The following is a 21,064-nucleotide window of genomic DNA, read 5'->3' on the forward strand; positions in this document are numbered from 1 at the left end:
CAAAACAAGGAAACACGATCAATGCCATTAAGTATAGATCTTATCCGCCAATCGATTATCGGAGAATGCTGGCCCATTAAAACCCCGTTTGGTATCAAGCCGTTAATCTATGCAGATTATACGGCTTCTGGGCGAAGCCTCAGTTTTATCGAGCAGTTTATTCAGCAACAAGTAATGCCCTTCTATGGAAACACACATACCGAGACCTCAATCACTGGGTTCCAAACAACATATCTGCGTGAGCAAAGCCGTCATATTATCCGCCAAGCGCTAAACGCCACCCAGGAATATCACATTATTTTCACTGGTTCAGGAGCAACTAGTGCCATTAACCGCTTTATTCATATGCTGAATATTCCTCGTTATAAGGAACAAAAACCTGTTGTTTTCATAGGTGGTTACGAACACCACTCCAACGACCTGCCTTGGCGGGAAGCAGATGTAGAATTGGTTCGTATTCCACTCACTCCAGAAGGTATACTGGATCAAACAGAACTAAAAACACAACTCGTCAAATATCAACATGTTCCTCTCAAAGTCGGCTCTTTCTCTGCTGCTTCGAATGTCACAGGGATTAAAACCGATATTACTGGAATCTTTACCCTACTCAAAAGCTTTAATGCACTATCATGTTGGGATTTTGCAGCCGCAGCACCCTATATGTCCATTGATTTACAGGTAATTCCAATGGATGCCATATTTATTTCACCTCATAAATTTTTAGGTGGCCCTGGTACACCAGGCTTATTGGTGATTAGAGATAATTGTTTTAGTCAGACTATCCCTGGTCTTAATGGCGGTGGCACCGTATCTTATGTAAATGCATCAACCCATCAGTATGTCGACAATATCGAACGTCGTGAAGAAGGTGGCACTCCTGCCATCATTGAATCAATTCGTGCAGGGTTGGTATTCAAAATCCAACAACAAATTGGTCTAGACTACATTAAAAAACGGGAAAAAGAGCTGGTTGAACAAACACTCTTATATTGGAGGAATCTTCCCAATTTCGAGTTAATGGGCAATCCTTCCCTTCCCAGACTAGCCATCTTCTCATTTAATATTAAAGGACTACACTATGGTGTGGTTGTTGCCATGCTAAATGACTTATTCGGAATTCAGGCCAGAGGAGGTTGTTCTTGTGCCGGACCTTATGCCCACCAGTTATTGGATATCAACCAAGAAGATAGCCGGAATATCCAAGAAAAACTAGCACAGGGAAACAATCTTGCCCGTCCTGGCTGGGTACGGCTAAATCTGCATTACCTGCTGGAACAATCCACGGTTTATTACATTCTGGAGGCTGTTTCACTCATCGCCCGCTATGGGCACTGGTTAGCAAATCAGTATCACTACCATAATGACAAAGGTGTTTGGTTATATCAACATTACCAACCTCAACTGACCGTTTCTCTCGATCATCTGGAGCTTTTTCACCAACAGAAGAATATCCGCCCGGAATCTTTTGAAGAATCCATGAAATCAGCTAAGAATATTCTGTTAAAAAGCAAGTCACATATCAGTAGTAAGAAAATTTTCAATATATTAAACAATTAGTTGTTATGGTAAACTCCATTCTCTTTTTATTGGTGGGGGCATATTTAAAATTGTTGTCTATTGTCGATATGACCATAAATACACCAACATTTGCATGTTGTACTTTAATAAATTCGGACATTTTGATAAAGGAATAGAATGACTTTAACTTAGCTGTCTTTATGAAACGAAAATCTCCTCAAAAAATTACCAATAACTTTAAAAGAAGAGCGGTCAATCTGGTTGTTGAACAGAGCTATACTGTCCGCTGAAGCTTTAGGTATCCCAACAAAACGGCTGTAAGATATCGGTTCATTGACAAACTTGCAGACCCATTTCTCATTCGCCAGTTATGTCGAATGATGAAAATCAGTCATTCAAAATTTTATGCTTGGCAGACAAAACCCGCTCGGTGACTTTCTGATGAGCAACGCACATTTTATACCGAAAGGCGACGGCGATATTTAAACAACGTCGAGAAAACTTAGACTATCGGACTCCGCGCAAAGGTAAAAACAATATCGACGGCCTGTGATCTACTTAACCGGAATTTTAACCCACTTACACCGAATTAACACTGCTACACACGGCTAATGATTATGTTGCAAAGCCAATCTGTGGTTTTACCTGATTGTTTCAATTTGGGAACAATAAGTGAGTTTTGGGGAATTTTTTATTTATATGGTTGTGGTAACGGTACAGTAACGGCAGTAAAGAAAGAAAAAGCCCGTAATTATAACGGGCTTTAAAACTTTGCGACTACAAACAGTACTTATTTAGCTGAATATGTTAAACACGCTTTTTCGAAGCCTGTAAATATAACAATTCCAATCCAATCGTCGCTGCCGCCAGCGCAGTAATTTCTGATTGGTCATAGGCAGGCGCAACTTCCACGACATCCATGCCAACGATATTCAAAGGTTGCAGACCACGCAGGATTTTCAAAGCGCGATCTGAAGTCAGCCCCCCGATCACGGGAGTCCCTGTACCGGGGGCAAACGCCGGATCAAGGCAATCAATATCGAAGGTCAGATATACAGGCAGATCACCAACAATAGCTTTGATCTGCTCAACAACATCTTCAATGCTACGATCATTAACCTGTCCGGCATCTAATACTGTGAAATCATTATCAGTATCGTGCTCAGTACGAATACCGATTTGTACAGAGTGGGTTGGATCGATTAGCCCCTCATTTGGTGCATGGTAAAACATCGTACCATGATCAAACTTGCTGCCATTCGGGTAAGTATCCGTATGAGCATCAAAATGCACCAGTGCCATTTTACCGAAATGTTTCGCATGAGCGCGCAAGAGTGGCAATGTAACAAAATGATCACCACCAAAAGAAAGCATCTTCTTACCTGACGCCAGCACTTTCTCAGCATGAGACTGCAATTTTTCGCTCATATCCTGAGCATCACCAAAATTAAATACCAGATCACCACAATCCACGATATTCAGGCGCTTACGCAAGCTGAAGTTCCATGGCCAACGGCTGCTTTCCCAAGCCAGATTAGTCGATACCTGACGAATGGCGGCTGGCCCGTGGCGACTGCCGGCTCGTCCGGATGTAGCCATATCAAAAGGCACGCCGGTAATCACCCATTCTGCATCACTGGAATAAGGTTGGAAATTCAACGGGAAGCGCAGGAAGCCGAAGGCATTTGAAACCAAGGAGTTATCGATTTGGTTTCCTAAGGAACTAATACTCATGATATTTCCCCAAAAACCCCATGTTTAATGAACATGGAGCTTGATTACGCTAACTTCAAAATAGTCTAGATTTTAAAATTAAATTTAAAAACAATAAATTACTGCCTAAAGAGAACAGGTATGTCCTTATTCATGCTCTAACAGAAAAAGCCCCAAGCACTCTAGCTTGGCAACTACTTCTATAGTATTAGACATATTTTTTTCTTACCACTATTTTGAGAAGAATTACATTAAATAAACGCTACAATGATATGAAAAACAAACGAGGATTTATTCAATCGTGGGATAGCTCCGTTGTTTGATTACCTACCTGAAATGGGTTGACTTGAATTACATTAAAATCATGATCTTACTGAGTTAATCCTATGAAAAAGAACATGATTCGATCACTTCTCCAAATCCCATTGAAGCCATTAAATTCAGCATGGAACAATCCGGCTTGACAGTTAAAGACTTAGAACCAGCAATTGGTAAGTCTAACCGTGTTTATGAAGCTCTCAATAGTGCACTGAATGTTATCAGCGAGCTCATCACTGCCATAACACAAAAAGCATTAAAACCAATAAATAATTATATTAATAATCAGATTTAATAACGACTTCTTCTCCAAATTTTCCTGCTTTTGGCAAAGGTTGATAAGAGGAATTTGATGCTCTCAAGATACGAATACCACGAATATTTAACTCGCGAGCTGCTATAATATCTGCATCAGCATCTCCATAATAAATTTTCAACTTATGTTTTTTTATCCAACTTGCTTTATCATTTTTATTTGGTTCATCCCCTGCAAAAATTACAGTATGCATTTTATCTTCAGGAATATGCAGGATTTTCTGTATATGCTGAGTAATAGATTCTATTTTTGTTTCGGTACGCCCTGTAATAAAGTAAATATCATCTCCCCGTTTTATATGCATCTGAACTAGTTCAATACCGATTTTTTTCGGCATACTGAATTTATTCCATTCATTATTCATTTTTTCCCAAAACTCTGTCTTTTTCAGATAGTTTTCATTATTAGGTGAATATTCTAACTTTCCTCGATAAAATCCTGGACTAGAAAATATGACTGTATCATCAACATCAAACCCAACAGCCATTGGCGGTTGTCCTTCCAAACTTTTCTCGATCTGCTTAACTGAAACCCAATGTATGGCGTGGCGCGAGGTTAAATCAGCCGAAGTTACTCCAGCTTCAACTTGCTCAGGCATAAACTCGTTTGCTTTCACTGCACCATTTAAACCGAAAGTGAGTGTAATCATACCGAATATCAGTATTACTTTACTCATCATTATTACGCCCTGCCTATATTATTCATAACGTTATATTTAATAAATATTAGTTTAAAAGTTAAGTTAATAGACCAAAGATTATTTCATGAGAAATACAAAACCTAATTTAAAGATGAATTAAAAATTAGAAAAGTGATTTAAAAAATCTTTCAATTCTAACTCCCTTCTCTTTAAATAATAAAGATAACTGAACAATTCAGATGGGAATAACGTATTAGGAATAAATTCCACATCAATGTTTTTTAGATACCTGGAACTCAATACTGAACTATTAATTATGGAATAACCAATATCAAAACAAACAAAATCTATAATGTGATTAATCTCTGGAACAATCAACATTTGAGTTTTAATTTCATGTTCTTCTCGATAATTCAACAAATTATAAAACAATGGATGATTTTTTATTTCGGAGTGTAAAACTATTTTTTCATTACGAATGATATTATCTAATGAATTATTTTTATTCAATATTTTTTTTGAAAAAATAAATACATCTACTTCATGACCATATTTTTTACAAGAAATTCGTTCTAATTCATCTTCTGTTGGTGGATGAATTGAAATAAAAAGATCTAATTCTCCTGAAAGGAGTTTACTGCGATGATCTCCAAAATGATATCTTTCACTAATAAAATCAATTTGACCATTTTCAATTATTTTACTTGTTAATTTTTTAAATAATTTATTGTAACTATCTGTTCCTACTTTAATCTCTTTTTTTTTAATCTTGAGAAAAAACTTGATTTAATATTCTCAACATTATCACGTATAGGTAATAAATATTTGTATAAATTTATTCCTTCTTCCGTCAGAGTTACTCCTGTATTAGAACGGTTAAATAGCTTAAATCCCAATACCTCTTCTATATCAGCGATACTTTTACAAAGTGCTGGAGGGCTTATATGAATATTTTTAGACGCATTTTTGAAAGACCCACATTCTACAACACTCAAAAAATGATTTATTTTCTTTGATAAAATCATAATAATCCCACCAATAAAAAACAAAATATTAACAATAGTGATATGAGGTTATATAAACCATACAAAGATGTCAAGATTATACTTTAGTTCAAAATAGGACAATTAATAATTCATATTAAAGCAAAAACATACTAATGTTATAGCCATTTTAAGAATGCAAATTTGTAAAAGATTAAATTAGATAAAATTAAAATCAAAGAAAGAGGCATTTAAATTTTAATAGTCATCTATACATTTAAAGTATGACCGGAGCCTCTAAAACTGTTGTGATCAATAAAAACTGGTCACTGGTTGATAAAGTCACCTGCACTGAGCATTTGATGTCATCACGAAGAACACTGGAAAATTAAGTCCGCTTTAACTTTTAGTTAATGGCAGAAAAAAATTTTTGAATTGATTTTAAGACTGATAGATATCATTTTTAGTCACAACAAAGTTTAATATTTAGTTTAACTGAATAGAAAAGTTATTTTATAAATACACCTAATGGATTTCAAAGTACGCCGCGGGCGGCAAGGGAGTATAAATCCCAACAAGTTATTAACCAGATATAAAATTTTTCATTATGGTAAGCATCTTGACCTATTGTTTGATATTTTGGCAAATCATACATGGCATTATGAAAATGTGCTTACTATTTTGAAAAATTATATATAAATACGAAAAAGCATATTAAAGGAAAATATTATGACTAATTCTATTAATACCAATAATAACCCGAAATCAAACAATCTCCCTATCCATGTAGAATGTCATACAGAATGGGGAAAATTACGGCATGTCATTGTCGGTCGTGCAGATCATGCCTGTATTCCTCCACCAGAGCCTGCTTTTATGGCTCGCATCCCAGAAAATTCAGATATGCGTGGTCGTTATGGCCCAAGAAGCCAAGAATCCGTTGATGCTGCCAATGAACAATTGGATGGATTATCTTCGATACTAACTTCACGTGGCATTCGTGTTGATCGACCAACTCCATTAGATTTTAACTCACCTGTACAGACCCCGGATTTTATCCAAGGTACTATGTTCGGTTGTCAACCGCCAAGGGACATTCTCATCACTATTGGCCGGGAAATTCTTGAAGCAACAATGAGTTTCAGATCTCGTTTCTTTGAGTATTTATGTTATCGACCTTTGATTGCAGCTTATATGAAAGAAGATACAACCATGCGGCATGAATCAGCCCCTCGTCCCCGGCTTTCGGATAAGAGTTACCGGCAGGGTTATTTATCAGAAAATATCAGTATGGAAACCCGAAAAGAGTGGGTAATGAAAAAAGAATTCGTCACGACAGAAGAAGAACCCATTTTTGAAGCTGCGGATATTTTCCGATGTGGAAAAGATCTTTTCGTACAGCATGGCTTTACTACAAACATGAAAGGTATTGATTGGTTACGACGCCATTTTCCTGATTACCGCATTCATGCTATCAATTTTCCCGGTGATCCTTTCCCAAGCCACATAGACTGTACTCTATTACCTTTGCGTCCCGGTTTAGTTTTAAATAATCCTGATAGACCGTTATTGCCCGAATTCAGAGAATTATTTATTCGTAATGACTGGCAAATTGTCGCAGCAGCACCTCCCGCACATCACCAGTCTCCTCCGTTATGTTATTCAAGTACATGGCTGTCAATGAATATATTGTCACTTGATGAGAAAACTGTGTGTGTAGAAGAAAGTGAAATTTATCAAATAGAGCAACTGGATAAATTAGGATTTGAAGTCATTCCTGTGCCTTTCCGCAATGCTTATCCTTTTGGCGGTGGTTTGCACTGTGCCACGACGGATATTTGGCGAGAAGGAAGCCTTGATGATTATTTCGCGAAAGAAAGTTCACCATATTAACACATAACGTGTTGGCATATTGATCATACAAAAACAATGAGTCTTATTTTGACCATTGAAAATCAGGGCCTGAAAATTAGAGAACTTTCAATGAATAATATAGAACTCAATACAAATTCTTCCAAATATTCACCGAATACCTTTTTCTGCAAGGATGTTCAATATTGCCTTAAAAAAGTGCCCGCCGATTTTCTCGTGGAAGAAGTTCCAAACTTCTATCAGCCCTCAATAGAAAAACAGATCTGGCATTTTCAATTACGCAAAGAAGGAATGACAACCTCTGAAGCAGTTACAAATATTGCCAGCATATTAGAAATACCAGAAAGCTATATTGGGTATGCGGGATTAAAAGATGAAGATGGAATAACAAGCCAGAGAATATCTATTCAATCTTTATCACGAAATATAATAGATACCAGTGCCATTAATGCGCATTTGGATATGACATCAGGTAAATGGCTCTCATTGCATGAAGTTGGTTGCTTTGAAGAAAATATCAAGATTGGCCAACTCGTGGGTAATAGCTTTCGAATTGTCATACGTAACTTAAATAAGCCTATTGCACACGCCTTGGCAAAACAGACATTCCATAACCATGCTTTTATTAACTACTATGACACGCAAAGATTCGGTGTACCTGGAAAGCCATCTACAACTCATCTTATTGGGCAAGCTTTTCATCACGGCAAATGGGAAAAAGCCTTGTCATTGATATGCCAATCGGCATCACCAGAAGCACAAGCAGCCCAAAAATGGCAAGGTAAAGCTGAACATTTTTTCCATCAATTAGATCCCAGACGGCTATCTTTTTATTATGCTTCTTATGGCTCTTACCAGTGGAATAATCTCGTCGCCCAAGAGTTCCAGCGTTATCACCAAGGGCTACATGTGATGCGCTCATCAATACCCTATGTTTTACCCACTGCTTATTCTGATGTCATGACATTTGCCGCTACGATGCCTTGGTATCCCTTTATTCGATTTAATATCGTTGACGGGAAGAAAGTAGAAAAGCAAAGTCTTCGTCCAACCATTGTGCATACCTTTATAAAAATTATCGACCTCAATGAAGATCACGAATTCCCTGATCGTTCCAGTTTAACAGTCGAGTTTTTTCTTCCATCTGGCTGTTACGCAACTATGGCAGTTTGTCAATTTATCTACTTGGCAAACACGCAGTTTTTCACTGTTTAACTTAGGAGGTTTGCATATGCGTATACTATTATTGATTCCTCCCTATATTCCCTCTTATTTCAATGCCGGTCATCACCTGCCATTATTTCAAGTTGCAACCTATATCAGGGAAAGAAATTCATCATGGCAAGTTACTGCGTTAGACGGTGGTGCATTAAATCTTACTTGGCATGATTTAGCCCAAGAATTGGCAAAAGGCTATGACTTTATTGGGTTATTTAATGATTTTGATGCCGTGGATAGTTTCGGCCGCACAGCAATGTATTGTCGAGAGATTCTACCCCAAGTGAAAATATTTACTTTCGGACGATTATCGAAACAAATTCCTGATTGGTTTAAGCAATTTGATTTTGAAGGTATTGTTTTCAGCGGTGATTATGAAAGTGGTGTTGAATCTTTCCTGCTAAATTATGTTCCCGACATAAAGAGTATTCCCGGTCTTATTGTGAAAACACCCCTTGGCTATTTACAGGGAGATGTCGGCCAGATGCTAAGTCCAGAAGAGTGGATACTCCCTGATACCTTAGAGATCCCTTACGCTGCATATGATCGGATGTATAAAAATGACTTGAACAAATTTTGTGGTATTCCTGAACGACGTGAACTCGTTATTCCTGTCGCACGAGGATGCCCGGTAGGTTGCGAATTCTGTGATGTCCCTCCCATGCAAGGTAAAAGTGAACGACGGCTTTCCGTAGATCGTGTCATTGAATATATCACGGAACAGCAGCGTATCCAGCCATTTGATTATGTCTCTTTTTATGCTCCCACTTTTACCCTAAATCGTCGGTGGGTAAAAGAACTGTGTCATAAATTCATCGAATTAAAACTGCCCATTCGATGGAAATGCGTGACAACAATTTATCATTTGAATAAAGAATTGATTGAATTGATGGCACGAGCGGGCTGCATCCGAATCAGCCTGGGAGTAGAAACCATTTCTGTCTCACCAAACCTGCAATTACCCAAAATAAAGCTAAATACTGAGGCTAAGGTTGAAGAACTACTCGCAATTGCCAAGTGGAATGACATAGAAATTAACGCTTTCATTATTCTTGGGTTACCCGGAGACACAATAGAAGCATCAATTAAAACAATCGACTGGTTGATTGCTGAAGGTGCCAGAGTCCGTCCCACTGTTTATACCCCTTACAACGAATTACACGAAAACTCCTCAATAACCGAGGTAGGTAAATATAATCGCCAGCTTTTTCACGCATTTCCTCAATCACCAGAAGAACGACAAAAAGGCTACGCATTGCTATTTGCTAATCAAAAAGATCGTGCCACAGAGGTCATGAAAAAAATCACACAGAAAGCGGGATATGAGCAAAATCCCACATCAGGAGATCACATATGAATATCCGCTGGCACTCCCCTGATTTTAAAAATAAAAAAGAACCGTTTAAATGGTTTCATTCAGATCATTTTTTATCTCCGAACGTCTTCAAACGATTACAAGCAGAATTTCCACAGGCGGGTTACCATCAATCTCACCGTGAAGAAGGTGACGGAAAATACTATAGCACTTGGGATCTACTGGCTATTGATGATGGTATTCCTGTGCCGGAAACATGGAATAATCTGACCACCGCATGGAAAGCAATGCTGAAAGTTATCTTAAGTGATGATTATCGCCACTATTTTTCAACACTGATGGAACGCGATCTCTCAAAGACTCGCTTACATGTGCGTTTTACTATTTACCATGAAAATTGCTGGCTGGCTCCCCATTGTGACCGTCCCGATAAGATCCTGACTCAAACCCTCTATTTCCCGACGGGTAGCATAGAAGGAGGAGAATTACTTATCCTCGGCTCGTCTGAACCTGATGATATCAAGGAAGCGGTTGCGCCTTCTCCCAATCGCTCGGTGATCCTCCTGCCTTCCCCCAACTCCTGGCACAGTGTCCGTAAGGTGACGCCTGGTTCACAACATGCACGACGTGCCCTACTCCTGCATTACGTATGCCCTGATAACCTTTAAAAATAAGGAAAATGAAACTCATGTTTAATTTATTACTGCCCCAAGCATTAACAAACTTCCCCTACCACTGGGGCATGGTATCTCCTTTTATTGACGAGGAGGTAGCCAATAACCTGATGGAAACATTTCCTCATGAAGGCTTTATCATTGCAGAAAAAATGGCAGAAGAGACCGATGATAAAAAAACCTACTGTCTGGAAGCATTACGCATTGAAAAGGATACCCCTCTTTCTTCTGTATGGAACGAATTTTGCGAATATTTAAGAAGTGAGCAATATCGGGATCGAATGGGAAAATTGATCGGCAAAGATCTCAGCTCGGCTCGTTTGAATTTAACGTTATGGCGATATCGTTCTTCTCAATGGTTAGGACCACACACAGATAAAACCGAAAAAATCGTGACTCAAATCTTTAATTTCAGCCGAGATTGGTCTCCTGATTGGGGAGGTTGTCTGCGTATTTTACACTCTGATGATTCACAAGATATTTATCGTGAGATCCCGCCTGAACTGAATACGTCAGTGATCCTACAACGTTCAGATCAATCATGGCATATGGTAACACCTATTTCTGCTTCTGCGCCCAAAGGGACTTACCGGCGTGTACTCACGGCTGTTTTTATTTCGGAATAAACGTTTGGAGAAATAATATGCAAGAGATTGAAGTGACGGGCGGCAATCAATTATCAGGGCGTGTGCATATTTCAGGATTTAAGCATGCTTTCCCACCGTTGTTCAGCCTAGCATTGTCAGCAAAACAACCTTCTTTAATCAAAAATGTTCCTGATATTGCAGATATCAGGATATTGAGCGAAATAGGTCAATTACTGGGTGCCAACATATTGTATGAGCCAGAAAAACGCACCATGTATATTGATCCCCGCGGTTTAAACAATACCAAAATACCTGAAGATTTAAGTACATTGATTCATGGTGCATGGTATCTTGCCCCTGGGATATTGGCTCATGCAGGCCACGTTATATTAGGTGAAACCGGTGGCTGTAAGATTGGAGTCGGTCAAAGAGGAGAACGCCCCATTGAACAACTATGTACCGTTTTACAACGATTCGGTGCCAAAGTTGAAACCCTGGGAAATGTGATCCAAGCCACTGTATCACGCTTTTCTTCCACTCAAATCAATATGGCTCATTTTGCTGTCGTTGAAAAAAACACTGGCAAATTAACTGGCCCACTTTATTCTGGCGCAACAAAAGCCGCATTGTTATGCGCTGCAAGGGCTGAAGGTATTAGCGAGATTATCAATCCTTATTCTAAACCAGACGTTGCGGCATTAGTTGAAGCTATCAAATGTCAGCAGGTTGATATAGCGTGGGAAAAAGACCGAATCGTCATTGCGGGGAAACCTGATGCGGGCGGTTTTGAAACGACTCTTGGCCCCGATCTGATCGAAGTTATGACTTATTTGACCCTTTCCGCTTATTGCAACGCTCCAATTTCTATTACTGGCGTTTCGCAAGATGCTATCGAAACCGGGCTATCGGCTGAAATAACTTGTCTGGAAAAATTGGGTTATCAGCTTTACTGGAAAGGAAATACTCTCACCATCGCCCAAGTGTCCACTGCATCCCGATTGGATATTCAAGTTACCTCTTACGGAATATTCAGTGACAATCAACCTTTTATGGCTCTTTTACTGATGGCATCTCAATTAGGCGGAAGTATTACAGAGCAAGTTTGGGCCAAGCGTTTCCAATATATTGAAGAATTGGAAAAGATGGGAGCCAAAGTTATTCGCAATGCCAGATCAGTAGACATTATGCCCCATGTTCCCTGCAAAAGCGGCATAACAGTACAAGCCGCCGATTTACGTGGGGCCGCAGCCCTAGTTATTGCAGCATTAAAAATATCTGGGAAAACTCAAATAAAGGGTATTAATCACCTTGAACGCGGTTACCCAGACTTATTAGGGCAACTTCGTATATTGGGCGCTCAAATTTGAAAAATCTGCTATGGAATATATTAATGGCGAAAACAACATCTGTTAATAATATTTACCCGCTGCCTTTGTCACCCAAGTGCCCTTCTCGTCAGAGAGAATTTTTATCTGACGGAATAAACTTACGTAGTGGTGAATTACACCATAAAGCATTAACAAAAATCCTTCAGGAGATTACTGTTCCGCCACAAAGACATCAATTTTACCCTTATCCTCAAGTTGAACATGAACAGGCCGCCAAAATATTAGGAATTAACTCGTCTTCTATTTATTTCACTCCAGGGTCAGACGTTGCTATTGGTCTGATATTACGTTTAATTGCATGTACAACAAAAAGATTAATTATTCCTATACCTAACTATTTTGGCTGGATTGATCACGCCAATCTTAATCAAATTGATATATTACCCATTTATTTCGATGATCAATGCGCAGAAAATTTTTGTATCAAAACATTATTAAAAACAATCCAAACGGCCCCACCTTCTATTGTTATAATTTCAAATCCTAATAGCCCGACCGGGATAGAATTTGATAATAATACGTTATTAGCAATTTCTCATTCTTGCGCCAAGCATGGTCACTTATTAGTTATCGACGAATGTTTTATAGCATTTGGTAACATTAACCATTTAGCTCTTTTAGGCCAACCTGAACATATTATTTATATTCGATCATTTTCCAAAGGTTACGGTTTAGCGGGCGCTCGTATTGCCGCCACAATAGCTTCCTCTACTATTATAGATATCCTGTCCCAGGAAAGGACTGAATCAGCTATCTCAGGCAGCACTTGGACACTACTTCAAGAAATTTTAGCGAAAAAAGAATATATTAAACAAATTTGCCAATCCATTATTCAAACACGAGAATATGTTGTTGAAACCATCATGAAATTACGTCCAAACTGGCAAATTCTTCCTTCCGGTGCCAATTTCATCAATGTCAAAACTATTGGTGATCATCCCACTAAATTAGTAGAAACCGCCGCTTTAGGTGGGTTTTACATCCGTGATATGAGTTCACAAGAAAGAATGAATGGCTATGTCAGAATTGGTATTGGAGAATTAGAATTAATGGTGAAATTTCTTAAGCAAATTTTTCCCTCAGAATACTATCATAACGAGTAAATCTACAGTAAATAAATGACAGTGAGCAGTCATGAAAACACAATTAAATAATATCAGCCAACTAAAGATCTACCCAATACACCACTCTGATATTCTGAATGGGCGAATATTAAAAATTAAGCATACCGAAAAAAATAACCGTGGAACGCTCATTCGTTGTGGTATGCAAAGAGGAAAAGAAAAAGCAGCATATAATAAATTATCAGAAATGTTGCCAATCAATATTTGGGTAGATTTACGCACACCTGAAGAATATGAACCACAGTTCAAGCCGCCTATGCCTGCATCAACCAAATATCTTAATCGTCCTATTAGATTTAAACCACCAGAGAATAATCAGACACATATTGTTACAGAATCTGATTATATTAATCTTTATTTCACCATGAGTCACGTGACATGGAAAATTGCTCAGGAAATAAAAGAGTTGCTCGATACAGGAAATGTGATGCTTCATTGCAGCTTAGGAAAAGATCGCACGGGGCTTGTCACGGCTGCTATTCTTCACCAGCTTCAATTTTCTACTTTAGAAATCGCCCACGATTTTGCGTTGTCTGCCAGATTTCTCCGTCGCCAATATCAATTGATCGAAGATAAAGCTAAAAGAAATGGCATTCCTAATCACCTGCAAGCTCGCCGCTATGAACTATCGGAAAAAACAATTATCCCTGTATTAAATGAATGGACAAAAATAATCTCATACGGTGGAGATAAATATGATTGATAATATGCAGCGTATCTTAGTGATTGGTTCCCCTGGAGCAGGAAAATCAACCTTCGCCAGGCAATTAAGCCAAATTTGCTCAATTCCCTTGTTTCATCTTGATAAAGAATATTGGCAAGAAGGATGGGTAGCCCCTTCAACAGAAAAATGGCAGCAAAAATTATGCTTCTTAACGAATCAATCATCATGGATTATCGATGGTAATTATGGTTCAAGTCTGCCACAACGTCTAGAAAAAGCAGATACGGTCATTCATCTCTACATTCCAACTTATATTTGTTTATTCCAGGCCATAAAACGTATAACTAAATGGCATGGAAAACAACGTCCTGATATGGCATTTGGTTGCTATGAAAAAATAAATTTCGATTTTTTACGACAAATAATAAAATACAGAAAATATCAATTTAAAAAAGACAAAGTATTACTAGATAGTTTTGATGGAAATTATATTAAATTGACGTCAAGAACAGAAATGAAAGTATTTTTACAAAAAATAACTCAGGTTTATAAACATCACCATTGACCCAATATTTTGAATTTGTATTTGAAAAACGAAGGGTATAACTCATTAATTGGATGAGAGAAAAAATCATGGCATTAAACCGTCGAGAACACCTATTTTTACTGGCCATGGCAATTGGCAGTATGGGCGGAGGGATCTGGCGCCCTATGGCGATCTTTTATTTAGTGTTAGTGCAGGGGTTAAATATCGTAGATGTTGGGCTGGCAATGACGATAGGGGCGATGATCGCATTACTTATTGCCGGTTACCCAGCAGGACTATTGGCTGATAGATTAGGGCCAGCTAACTCAACGCTGGTAGGTAGTTTACTGCGATTTAGTGCATTTCCCTGGATGTTAGTTGTTTCAACACACTGGCAGGTCGCTATCATCGTTATGTGTGTTTCTATCGGTGAGCGTATTTACTGGTGTGCCAACCCTGCTGCAATAAGGGTTCTATTTCCTATGAAAAATACTCAGATGAATATTTTTGCTATTATAAATAGTTGTAGAAATATTGGATTAGGTTTTGGCGCCTTATTTTCGTTATTCTTCATTGATAAAGATGGGATATCTAATACCATTGTTAATTTGATTATTTGGGGAAATTCATTCAGTTATTTTATATCAGGGATCATTATTTTTATCATAACTCAAAACGCTACCAAACAGTCTAATAAAATTATTCTAAACCCAATACAAACTGATCAAGATAGTATCTCCTCTTTTTCCATCCTGAAGGATAGAAAATATCTTATTTTCGTTTTTTTGATCGGTATACTACTACTGGCAGGAAAAAGCATCGAGCTTGTCTTACCCTACTACTTTCTGATTGAATGCGCTTTACCATCTTGGTTTGCCGCTTTTGTATTTACTGGCCTTTGTTTTGGCATTCCTTGCTTTCAGCAAGTTGCGTTGAGATTAGGCAATAAGCTTGGATGCCTGAAATCTTTAGCCTGGTCTGGCTTTTTACAAACGATCGCCTATAGCATTATTTTATTTCTTCAGGGTGACTTTGCATTACAATTTATCTTAATTTTGATTGTAACCTTACTGCTTAGCCTTGCTGAGGCTATTCTCGGAGCACAAATGGGAATCGCTATTTTAATTTTTTCTCATTCTGGTTATGAAGGACGTTATTCTGCTGTCCTTCAATTTGCTTTCGGAGGTGCCACTGTCATATCCCCCTGGTTATTCACTCAACTTCTCAGCTTTTCCAGCACTATCTTATGGGGAAATATTATATTGTACGTTACCTTAACAGGCATTGGATTTCTTATTCTCAATCGATATCACAATACTAGTAACAATCTAATACAAAAAAGATAAAAATAAGCTTGAAGAGAGTTCTCTCTTCAAGTTATTAATACCCAATGGATTTCAAGTTGCGGCGCAACGGCAAGGGAACGAATCCCCAGGAGCATAGATAACGACAACTATGTAACCGGAGTGAGTGAACTCAGCCAAAAAAGAGGCAATTTGAAAGATGAAGGGTACACACTTCTTATATCCAATATATTTCAGATTGCAAAATAGAACGTGAAACATTAGAAAATCAGTCATTTTTTATATTATGATCGACGAAACTTACATAATGGAAATTAGAGGTTCGACTAACCAGTTCAGCTACAATATTCCCAAGTAATTTTTCCTGTCCCAGTGGACGATAAATAAGTGCATCAACACCCTCAGAAGGAACTCCCAATACGATCATCTGGTTATTCACTTCAATTTCAACCACCTTTTGCTGTTTTTCTTCTCTATCCAATACAGTGATATCTTGACCTGGATAATTTCGGATCATATCACGCCAGATGATTTCAACCTGAGAAGGGTTAATCTCCGTAATAAAAGCACTATTTTCCTGAACAGCCCGGTTAAATAAATAATCAGGAAACAAAGGAACTGCACGATTAATCCCCAATCCAGATGCATGGCGAGGATTAATTTCTGTCGCAAAAAACTCACGGCCCGTCCATATTCCATCAAGGCTAAAGATCCCTCGATAACCGACTTCCTCTGCCAGTTTTTCTCCCGCCAACCGGGTATAATCACGCATAACTTCGGCATGTTTTCCAGGTCGCCAACGATTCGATGAACCACAAAACAAAAGCTGATTAGTTGATTTCTCAAAAACCGTCAATATTTCTATCGGATCAAAGACAGCAACACCTTTGGGCAAAACCAGCGCAAGGATACTGCATGGAATTCCTTGTATAAATTCAGCCATACGAAGTTTTTCAGTTTTATCGCGAAATTTATTCAACGCCTTAGTAAGTTCATGATGATCCTTAATCCAAGACAAACCTTCTGAACCTGCATTAAATGACTTTGAACTATCGGCAGCCAATATAACGCCTTTACCTTTATTCATAAGGTGAAATGCAGCTACCGCATCGTTAATATCAGACGCAATAATTTTATAAGGCGGTGTATTAATTCCCCATCGACGAAAATTTTCATCAATATAAGTCTTATCTTCAAATTTTGCCCATCCAGGCCTTTGCCAACCATAAATAGGCCGGTCTGCTAATGGAGAAATTGCTAATCTCACCCCTCCTAAGAAAGTGATATTTTTCTCTGGATCGATCTTATCTAACCAATATTTGATACAAATAAACTCCTTTTTCAATAACTCTGACAAAGGATATTTTTCAATATTAATTATATGCCAACACAATACCCCTTTAGGCCGCCACACTTTATCCGATACGGATATTAATGCTTTTATTTTGGCACCACATATTTGCAGTTCGAACATCAAACTTTTCAAAGCATCCAGACTATCTGAACAATCAATTAATAAACCGACTTCACGATTTTGCCAGTATTCCTTCAAATGTTTTGTTATTTCCGTAAACCAATTGTCTGATACCCGTTGTATCGCCATTGAGTTCCCATCCATAAATCATGAAAATAAAATATACCTTTTATCTTTCAAGTTACTGTTCTATCGGCTATACCCTTCGTCTTATCGGGTATACTCTCTTCATTCCACCAAATTGCATTATTTTTCCACCAAGCATCAATTTCATTAATAACCTTCGCAGGATCACAATCAATCGGCTGCAAAGCAAATGCCTTAGCAATGTGGTCTGAAATCGAGCGAGGAGCCTGATAATATCTGCCAGTGCGCGCCATTAGTTGATAATCAACAATGCCAGAAACAGGGCAACTGTTTGGGGCATAATGAAATACCCCCTCTTTGGGAGGAAACCAGGCAAACCCTGCCATCGCCTGAGGATAAATATGCCGGTAAGTTTCTTGAACGCGAAGCCCTGCCTGACCAAGCAACGTTTCCTTATACAAATTCAGGCCAAATGCCATTTCGTACACAGGGACATGCCCTGCTCCCCCTGGGCGACATGCAATCTCACACAGCACAAGGCGGTGTGTTTTTTCACAAAAGAAAGCTTCTGCATGAAATGCTGTGGTATCCGGCGTTGGCGGAAGGCTCATAATCACCCGTGACATGAGTGCAGATATTTCCGTTGTCAAAGGGTTACTTGGCAATAGCATCCAGCTAAGCAACGCAGAATTCCCACTAACTGCCGAAAAATTAGCTGTAGTGTGTGAAGGCCAACAATGTAACATTTCACCGTTTCTCATCAACCCATCAATCGTGAAAAACTCTCCTTCAATCCATTCTTCAACAAGATAACCTGATTTTAATAACTCAAAATTAATATCCTGTAATTGTGCAGCATGGTGAATAATCTGCACACCTACCGAGCCTCCTCCATCAACTGGCTTAATTACGACAGGAAAACCACACTCATCAGCAAATTTCTCTACCGATTTCCTATCAGTGATTTGCAGCATTCTGGCAACTGGGAGCCCATTTTTCTTCAATAGGGATTTCATCATCCATTTGTTGCGATATGCCTGTGCTGATATTTCGTTTTGACCCATTAAGCCCATTTTTTCACGCACTTTTGCTGCCCGTAAGACATCAACTTCTGTTGCCGAAATAATACGATCAATTTGCTTTTCTTCGACTAATCTAAGAATTAATTCATTAATGGAAGGTGAATCATAATTCTCAACAGGATAAATTTCCTTAATATATTTATGTGTTTTATTAGGTAATTTTTCCGATGGATATAATAATGCCTTTGGTGTTATAAGAAAAACGTCAATTTCGGCTTCAGAAAACCATAATGCAATTTTTTCTACAATAGGGCGACGATTAAGAACCAGTACTCTCATCATATTTTCCTGCTGTAATTTGATGACATGAAAAATGTTATTCCTGTGACTTTTTAGGTAAGCAAGCCAGACGGATACGGAGAAAAGCAATATCAAAACCAGATACAGCAATAATTCGAATACTATGCAAATCACATCCCTGATTTTCATCTAATTTAAATTCAAACTTTATGACATTATTATGTTTCAATTCCGCTATTTTTATTTCAGAGGCAAAACACTGTCCTGTGGATTTATCATATCCACGAAGTTCCAAATGCACCCGTTGAGAAATGGGATGAATGGAGTGGGGAATATGGAGTCGAATTTTTACTGTAACTCTTTCCCCTTGCCGGGCAATCCATGTTTCTGTCAAGTCTTCCAGGCGAAGACCACCACAACGGTAAGCAGCAAGTGGGCCACAGACACGGCACATATAAGTTTCGCTACATCCCGTTATTCCCCCGGCATGACCAAATGAAGAAACTTCCATTAATGTTCCACATCGCCGGCAAGGTTCAACGGTTTTTAATGTATTCATTAATTGATCGTAATGCAGTAAATCAAAGGCATCAAAATTTTCACGCCCCTCATGTAACAGCGACACCAAAATTTTTTCCCATTGAACAATCAATAGTTGGATAAGTGCATTATTTCGCCAAAGCACTTTTTTATCTTCTTGGAGATAAGAAATTTCATGTTTTTTCAGAGAAAAAAGAGCCAATCGCTCGATATTTACCAACTTTTCACGCAAGCTGGATAATTTATCCACCACCGTCTCACCTAACCACGCATCAATTGAACGTAGTAACCGATGACCATGAATTCCTTCTTCCAATACTGTTTTGATCCCTATCATAATCTGATGGGTTGATTCTGATTCAGTATTATCATGTAGTCTTTCTGGCAGAAACGAACTTTCATCTTTCAATGACAATTGCAATGTTGGATCACCAATTAATGCAAACGTAAAAGGTTGCCCAAGCACAGCACAAGCATCATTCAATGCTGCCACAATTTGCCCAAGCGGCATTTCTTCTTTCGCCATATTTCTGAGTAACACCAGAAGGTAATCTGGGGCAATCAATGGGCGAATGGGGGCTAAAACAGCCGCCGGCCACCCTTCTGTCAGTGCCAAGATCATTGATACTGGAGAAGGATAAAGTTCTTCAGCCATATTAAAGCCATTGCAACATATATAATTAACAGCATAGGCACGGATATCTAACCCATAAAATACTTGCGTTTTTCCATGTGCTCGTTTACATCGCCGGGTCAGGCGCGAACACCCATATTCAGGCATCAGAGGGAATTCTGTTTCTTCAAGCAACCCACAAACAGTTAATGAGGGCAGTTTTGCATGACTTCCTTCACCATGACTTCTGATCGTTTTCAACATAGCGGGTTGTGCAAGTAATTCTGCTAATTTTTCTGGCTGACTTTCATCACTTGTATATTTATGTTTCGGTGCGTCAATAAGAAATTCATTATGTTCTAACAGAGCAGGATTTAATAAAGATTTAGCAATTAAATAACTAAGGCCAGAAAAAGTTCTTCCACACAAAAAACCAATATTTTTCCCAAGCTCAGAAGCTATTTCCAGTGTATTAGCAACAAAATCTACTTTCAAATTATACGCTATAGTTATGAGCAGAACGTTTTTTTCTCTGATTTCTGATAATAGCAAGGTAATATTATTCATGTCGTTAACTGAAATAACGCGATACCCCATCACCTTTGCATATAAAAAAGCCATCGGATACGTATTTTCCCCTATATTCAATATTGCAACGTCCTTGTTGTCACTGGTACGCAATTCTTCCGCATACATTTCTTCTATGACTTGACGCCAGCGAATTTCTTGCACAGTATTTTCTGGCCGAATAATAGGTATCCCTAAGCCAGAAGCAACCACATCATTATATTCAGAAAGTGTATTCAACCAATTTATCATGTGACTATTCCTGGCTGATTAATAATCATGATTAACCAACAGTTAAATG

At 38.4% G+C, this 21,064-nt stretch carries 17 protein-coding genes and 1 pseudogene; 12 read left to right on the plus strand and 6 right to left on the minus strand.

Annotation, left to right across the window (positions count from 1 at the left end; genetic code table 11):
• Positions 1-21 precede the first annotated feature (21 nt).
• Positions 22-1,557: an aminotransferase class V-fold PLP-dependent enzyme gene (locus ABLA85_RS15670; protein WP_367965313.1), complete on the plus strand. Its 1,536-nt coding sequence runs from the start codon at positions 22-24 to the stop codon at positions 1,555-1,557.
• Between the two features lie 768 nt (positions 1,558-2,325).
• Here the strand turns inward: ABLA85_RS15670 and speB are convergent.
• Positions 2,326-3,252: an agmatinase gene (gene speB, locus ABLA85_RS15675; RefSeq protein ID WP_367965314.1), complete on the minus strand. Its 927-nt coding sequence runs from the start codon at positions 3,250-3,252 to the stop codon at positions 2,326-2,328.
• 322 nt (positions 3,253-3,574) lie between these two features.
• On the opposite strand from speB, the pseudogene ABLA85_RS15680 reads away from it, so the two are divergent.
• Positions 3,575-3,754 (plus strand): annotated as a pseudogene (locus ABLA85_RS15680) (transcriptional regulator); the annotation flags it as partial.
• A 73-nt stretch (positions 3,755-3,827) separates the two neighbouring features.
• Here the strand turns inward: ABLA85_RS15680 and aphA are convergent.
• Both aphA and ABLA85_RS15690 read right to left on the minus strand, forming a co-directional pair.
• A complete protein-coding gene (gene aphA, locus ABLA85_RS15685) occupies positions 3,828-4,541 on the minus strand; it encodes an acid phosphatase AphA (protein WP_367965337.1) in 714 nt (237 codons plus the stop codon).
• 707 nt (positions 4,542-5,248) lie between these two features.
• A complete protein-coding gene (locus ABLA85_RS15690) occupies positions 5,249-5,530 on the minus strand; it encodes a LysR family transcriptional regulator (RefSeq protein ID WP_367965315.1) in 282 nt (93 codons plus the stop codon).
• A 687-nt stretch (positions 5,531-6,217) separates the two neighbouring features.
• Here ABLA85_RS15690 and ABLA85_RS15695 point away from each other — a divergent pair.
• From ABLA85_RS15695 to ABLA85_RS15740, 10 genes are all read left to right on the plus strand, one after another.
• Positions 6,218-7,381 carry a serine/threonine protein kinase gene (locus tag ABLA85_RS15695; protein ID WP_367965316.1) on the plus strand — a complete coding sequence of 388 codons (1,164 nt, stop codon included), beginning with the start codon at positions 6,218-6,220 and terminating at the stop codon, positions 7,379-7,381.
• A gap of 48 nt (positions 7,382-7,429) precedes the next feature.
• Positions 7,430-8,575, plus strand: a complete 1,146-nt coding sequence (gene truD, locus ABLA85_RS15700; protein ID WP_367965317.1) for a tRNA pseudouridine(13) synthase TruD — start codon at positions 7,430-7,432, stop codon at positions 8,573-8,575.
• A 16-nt stretch (positions 8,576-8,591) separates the two neighbouring features.
• Positions 8,592-9,935, plus strand: a complete 1,344-nt coding sequence (locus ABLA85_RS15705; protein ID WP_367965318.1) for a radical SAM protein — start codon at positions 8,592-8,594, stop codon at positions 9,933-9,935.
• The gene (locus ABLA85_RS15710) at positions 9,932-10,561 is read left to right on the plus strand and encodes a 2OG-Fe(II) oxygenase (protein WP_367965319.1); all 630 of its coding nucleotides are present in this window, start codon (positions 9,932-9,934) and stop codon (positions 10,559-10,561) included. Before ABLA85_RS15705 ends, ABLA85_RS15710 begins: the two co-directional genes overlap by 4 nt.
• Before the next feature lie 20 nt (positions 10,562-10,581).
• Positions 10,582-11,193: a 2OG-Fe(II) oxygenase family protein gene (locus ABLA85_RS15715; RefSeq protein WP_367965320.1), complete on the plus strand. Its 612-nt coding sequence runs from the start codon at positions 10,582-10,584 to the stop codon at positions 11,191-11,193.
• Positions 11,194-11,210: 17 nt separating this feature from the next.
• Positions 11,211-12,521 (plus strand): hypothetical protein, encoded by a 1,311-nt coding sequence (locus ABLA85_RS15720; protein ID WP_367965321.1) that lies wholly within the window; start codon positions 11,211-11,213, stop codon positions 12,519-12,521.
• A 23-nt stretch (positions 12,522-12,544) separates the two neighbouring features.
• Positions 12,545-13,645 carry an aminotransferase class I/II-fold pyridoxal phosphate-dependent enzyme gene (locus ABLA85_RS15725; RefSeq protein ID WP_367965322.1) on the plus strand — a complete coding sequence of 367 codons (1,101 nt, stop codon included), beginning with the start codon at positions 12,545-12,547 and terminating at the stop codon, positions 13,643-13,645.
• A 31-nt stretch (positions 13,646-13,676) separates the two neighbouring features.
• The gene (locus ABLA85_RS15730) at positions 13,677-14,369 is read left to right on the plus strand and encodes a tyrosine-protein phosphatase (protein WP_367965323.1); all 693 of its coding nucleotides are present in this window, start codon (positions 13,677-13,679) and stop codon (positions 14,367-14,369) included.
• Positions 14,362-14,895 (plus strand): hypothetical protein, encoded by a 534-nt coding sequence (locus tag ABLA85_RS15735; RefSeq protein WP_367965324.1) that lies wholly within the window; start codon positions 14,362-14,364, stop codon positions 14,893-14,895. Before ABLA85_RS15730 ends, ABLA85_RS15735 begins: the two co-directional genes overlap by 8 nt.
• A 68-nt stretch (positions 14,896-14,963) precedes the next feature.
• Positions 14,964-16,202, plus strand: a complete 1,239-nt coding sequence (locus tag ABLA85_RS15740) for an MFS transporter (protein ID WP_367965325.1) — start codon at positions 14,964-14,966, stop codon at positions 16,200-16,202.
• 226 nt (positions 16,203-16,428) lie between these two features.
• On the opposite strand, the gene ABLA85_RS15745 is transcribed toward ABLA85_RS15740, so the two are convergent.
• Genes ABLA85_RS15745 through ABLA85_RS15755 form a run of 3 tightly spaced genes read right to left on the minus strand, consistent with a single transcriptional unit; the run spans position 16,429 to position 21,015 of the window.
• Positions 16,429-17,763 carry a hypothetical protein gene (locus ABLA85_RS15745; RefSeq protein WP_367965326.1) on the minus strand — a complete coding sequence of 445 codons (1,335 nt, stop codon included), beginning with the start codon at positions 17,761-17,763 and terminating at the stop codon, positions 16,429-16,431.
• 47 nt (positions 17,764-17,810) lie between these two features.
• The gene (locus ABLA85_RS15750; protein ID WP_367965327.1) at positions 17,811-19,085 is read right to left on the minus strand and encodes an acetyl-CoA carboxylase biotin carboxylase subunit family protein; all 1,275 of its coding nucleotides are present in this window, start codon (positions 19,083-19,085) and stop codon (positions 17,811-17,813) included.
• Positions 19,086-19,119: 34 nt separating this feature from the next.
• Positions 19,120-21,015 (minus strand): hypothetical protein, encoded by a 1,896-nt coding sequence (locus ABLA85_RS15755; protein WP_367965328.1) that lies wholly within the window; start codon positions 21,013-21,015, stop codon positions 19,120-19,122.
• Between the last annotated feature and the right edge of the window lie 49 nt (positions 21,016-21,064).

Origin of the sequence: Xenorhabdus sp. SGI246 (assembly GCF_040838225.1) — a bacterium.
Lineage (GTDB): Bacteria > Pseudomonadota > Gammaproteobacteria > Enterobacterales > Enterobacteriaceae > Xenorhabdus > Xenorhabdus indica.

Coding starts and splice junctions, on each gene's coding strand:
- ABLA85_RS15710 (WP_367965319.1), top strand. CDS start 9,932: ATGAATATCCGCTGGCACTCCCCTGATTTTAAAAATAAAAAAGAACCG.
- ABLA85_RS15720 (WP_367965321.1), top strand. CDS start 11,211: ATGCAAGAGATTGAAGTGACGGGCGGCAATCAATTATCAGGGCGTGTG.
- ABLA85_RS15730 (WP_367965323.1), top strand. CDS start 13,677: ATGAAAACACAATTAAATAATATCAGCCAACTAAAGATCTACCCAATA.
- ABLA85_RS15695 (WP_367965316.1), top strand. CDS start 6,218: ATGACTAATTCTATTAATACCAATAATAACCCGAAATCAAACAATCTC.
- ABLA85_RS15735 (WP_367965324.1), top strand. CDS start 14,362: ATGATTGATAATATGCAGCGTATCTTAGTGATTGGTTCCCCTGGAGCA.
- ABLA85_RS15740 (WP_367965325.1), top strand. CDS start 14,964: ATGGCATTAAACCGTCGAGAACACCTATTTTTACTGGCCATGGCAATT.
- ABLA85_RS15745 (WP_367965326.1), bottom strand. CDS start 17,763: ATGGCGATACAACGGGTATCAGACAATTGGTTTACGGAAATAACAAAA.
- ABLA85_RS15750 (WP_367965327.1), bottom strand. CDS start 19,085: ATGATGAGAGTACTGGTTCTTAATCGTCGCCCTATTGTAGAAAAAATT.
- ABLA85_RS15755 (WP_367965328.1), bottom strand. CDS start 21,015: ATGATAAATTGGTTGAATACACTTTCTGAATATAATGATGTGGTTGCT.
- speB (WP_367965314.1), bottom strand. CDS start 3,252: ATGAGTATTAGTTCCTTAGGAAACCAAATCGATAACTCCTTGGTTTCA.
- ABLA85_RS15670 (WP_367965313.1), top strand. CDS start 22: ATGCCATTAAGTATAGATCTTATCCGCCAATCGATTATCGGAGAATGC.
- aphA (WP_367965337.1), bottom strand. CDS start 4,541: ATGAGTAAAGTAATACTGATATTCGGTATGATTACACTCACTTTCGGT.
- ABLA85_RS15725 (WP_367965322.1), top strand. CDS start 12,545: ATGGCGAAAACAACATCTGTTAATAATATTTACCCGCTGCCTTTGTCA.
- ABLA85_RS15715 (WP_367965320.1), top strand. CDS start 10,582: ATGTTTAATTTATTACTGCCCCAAGCATTAACAAACTTCCCCTACCAC.
- ABLA85_RS15690 (WP_367965315.1), bottom strand. CDS start 5,530: ATGATTTTATCAAAGAAAATAAATCATTTTTTGAGTGTTGTAGAATGT.
- ABLA85_RS15705 (WP_367965318.1), top strand. CDS start 8,592: ATGCGTATACTATTATTGATTCCTCCCTATATTCCCTCTTATTTCAAT.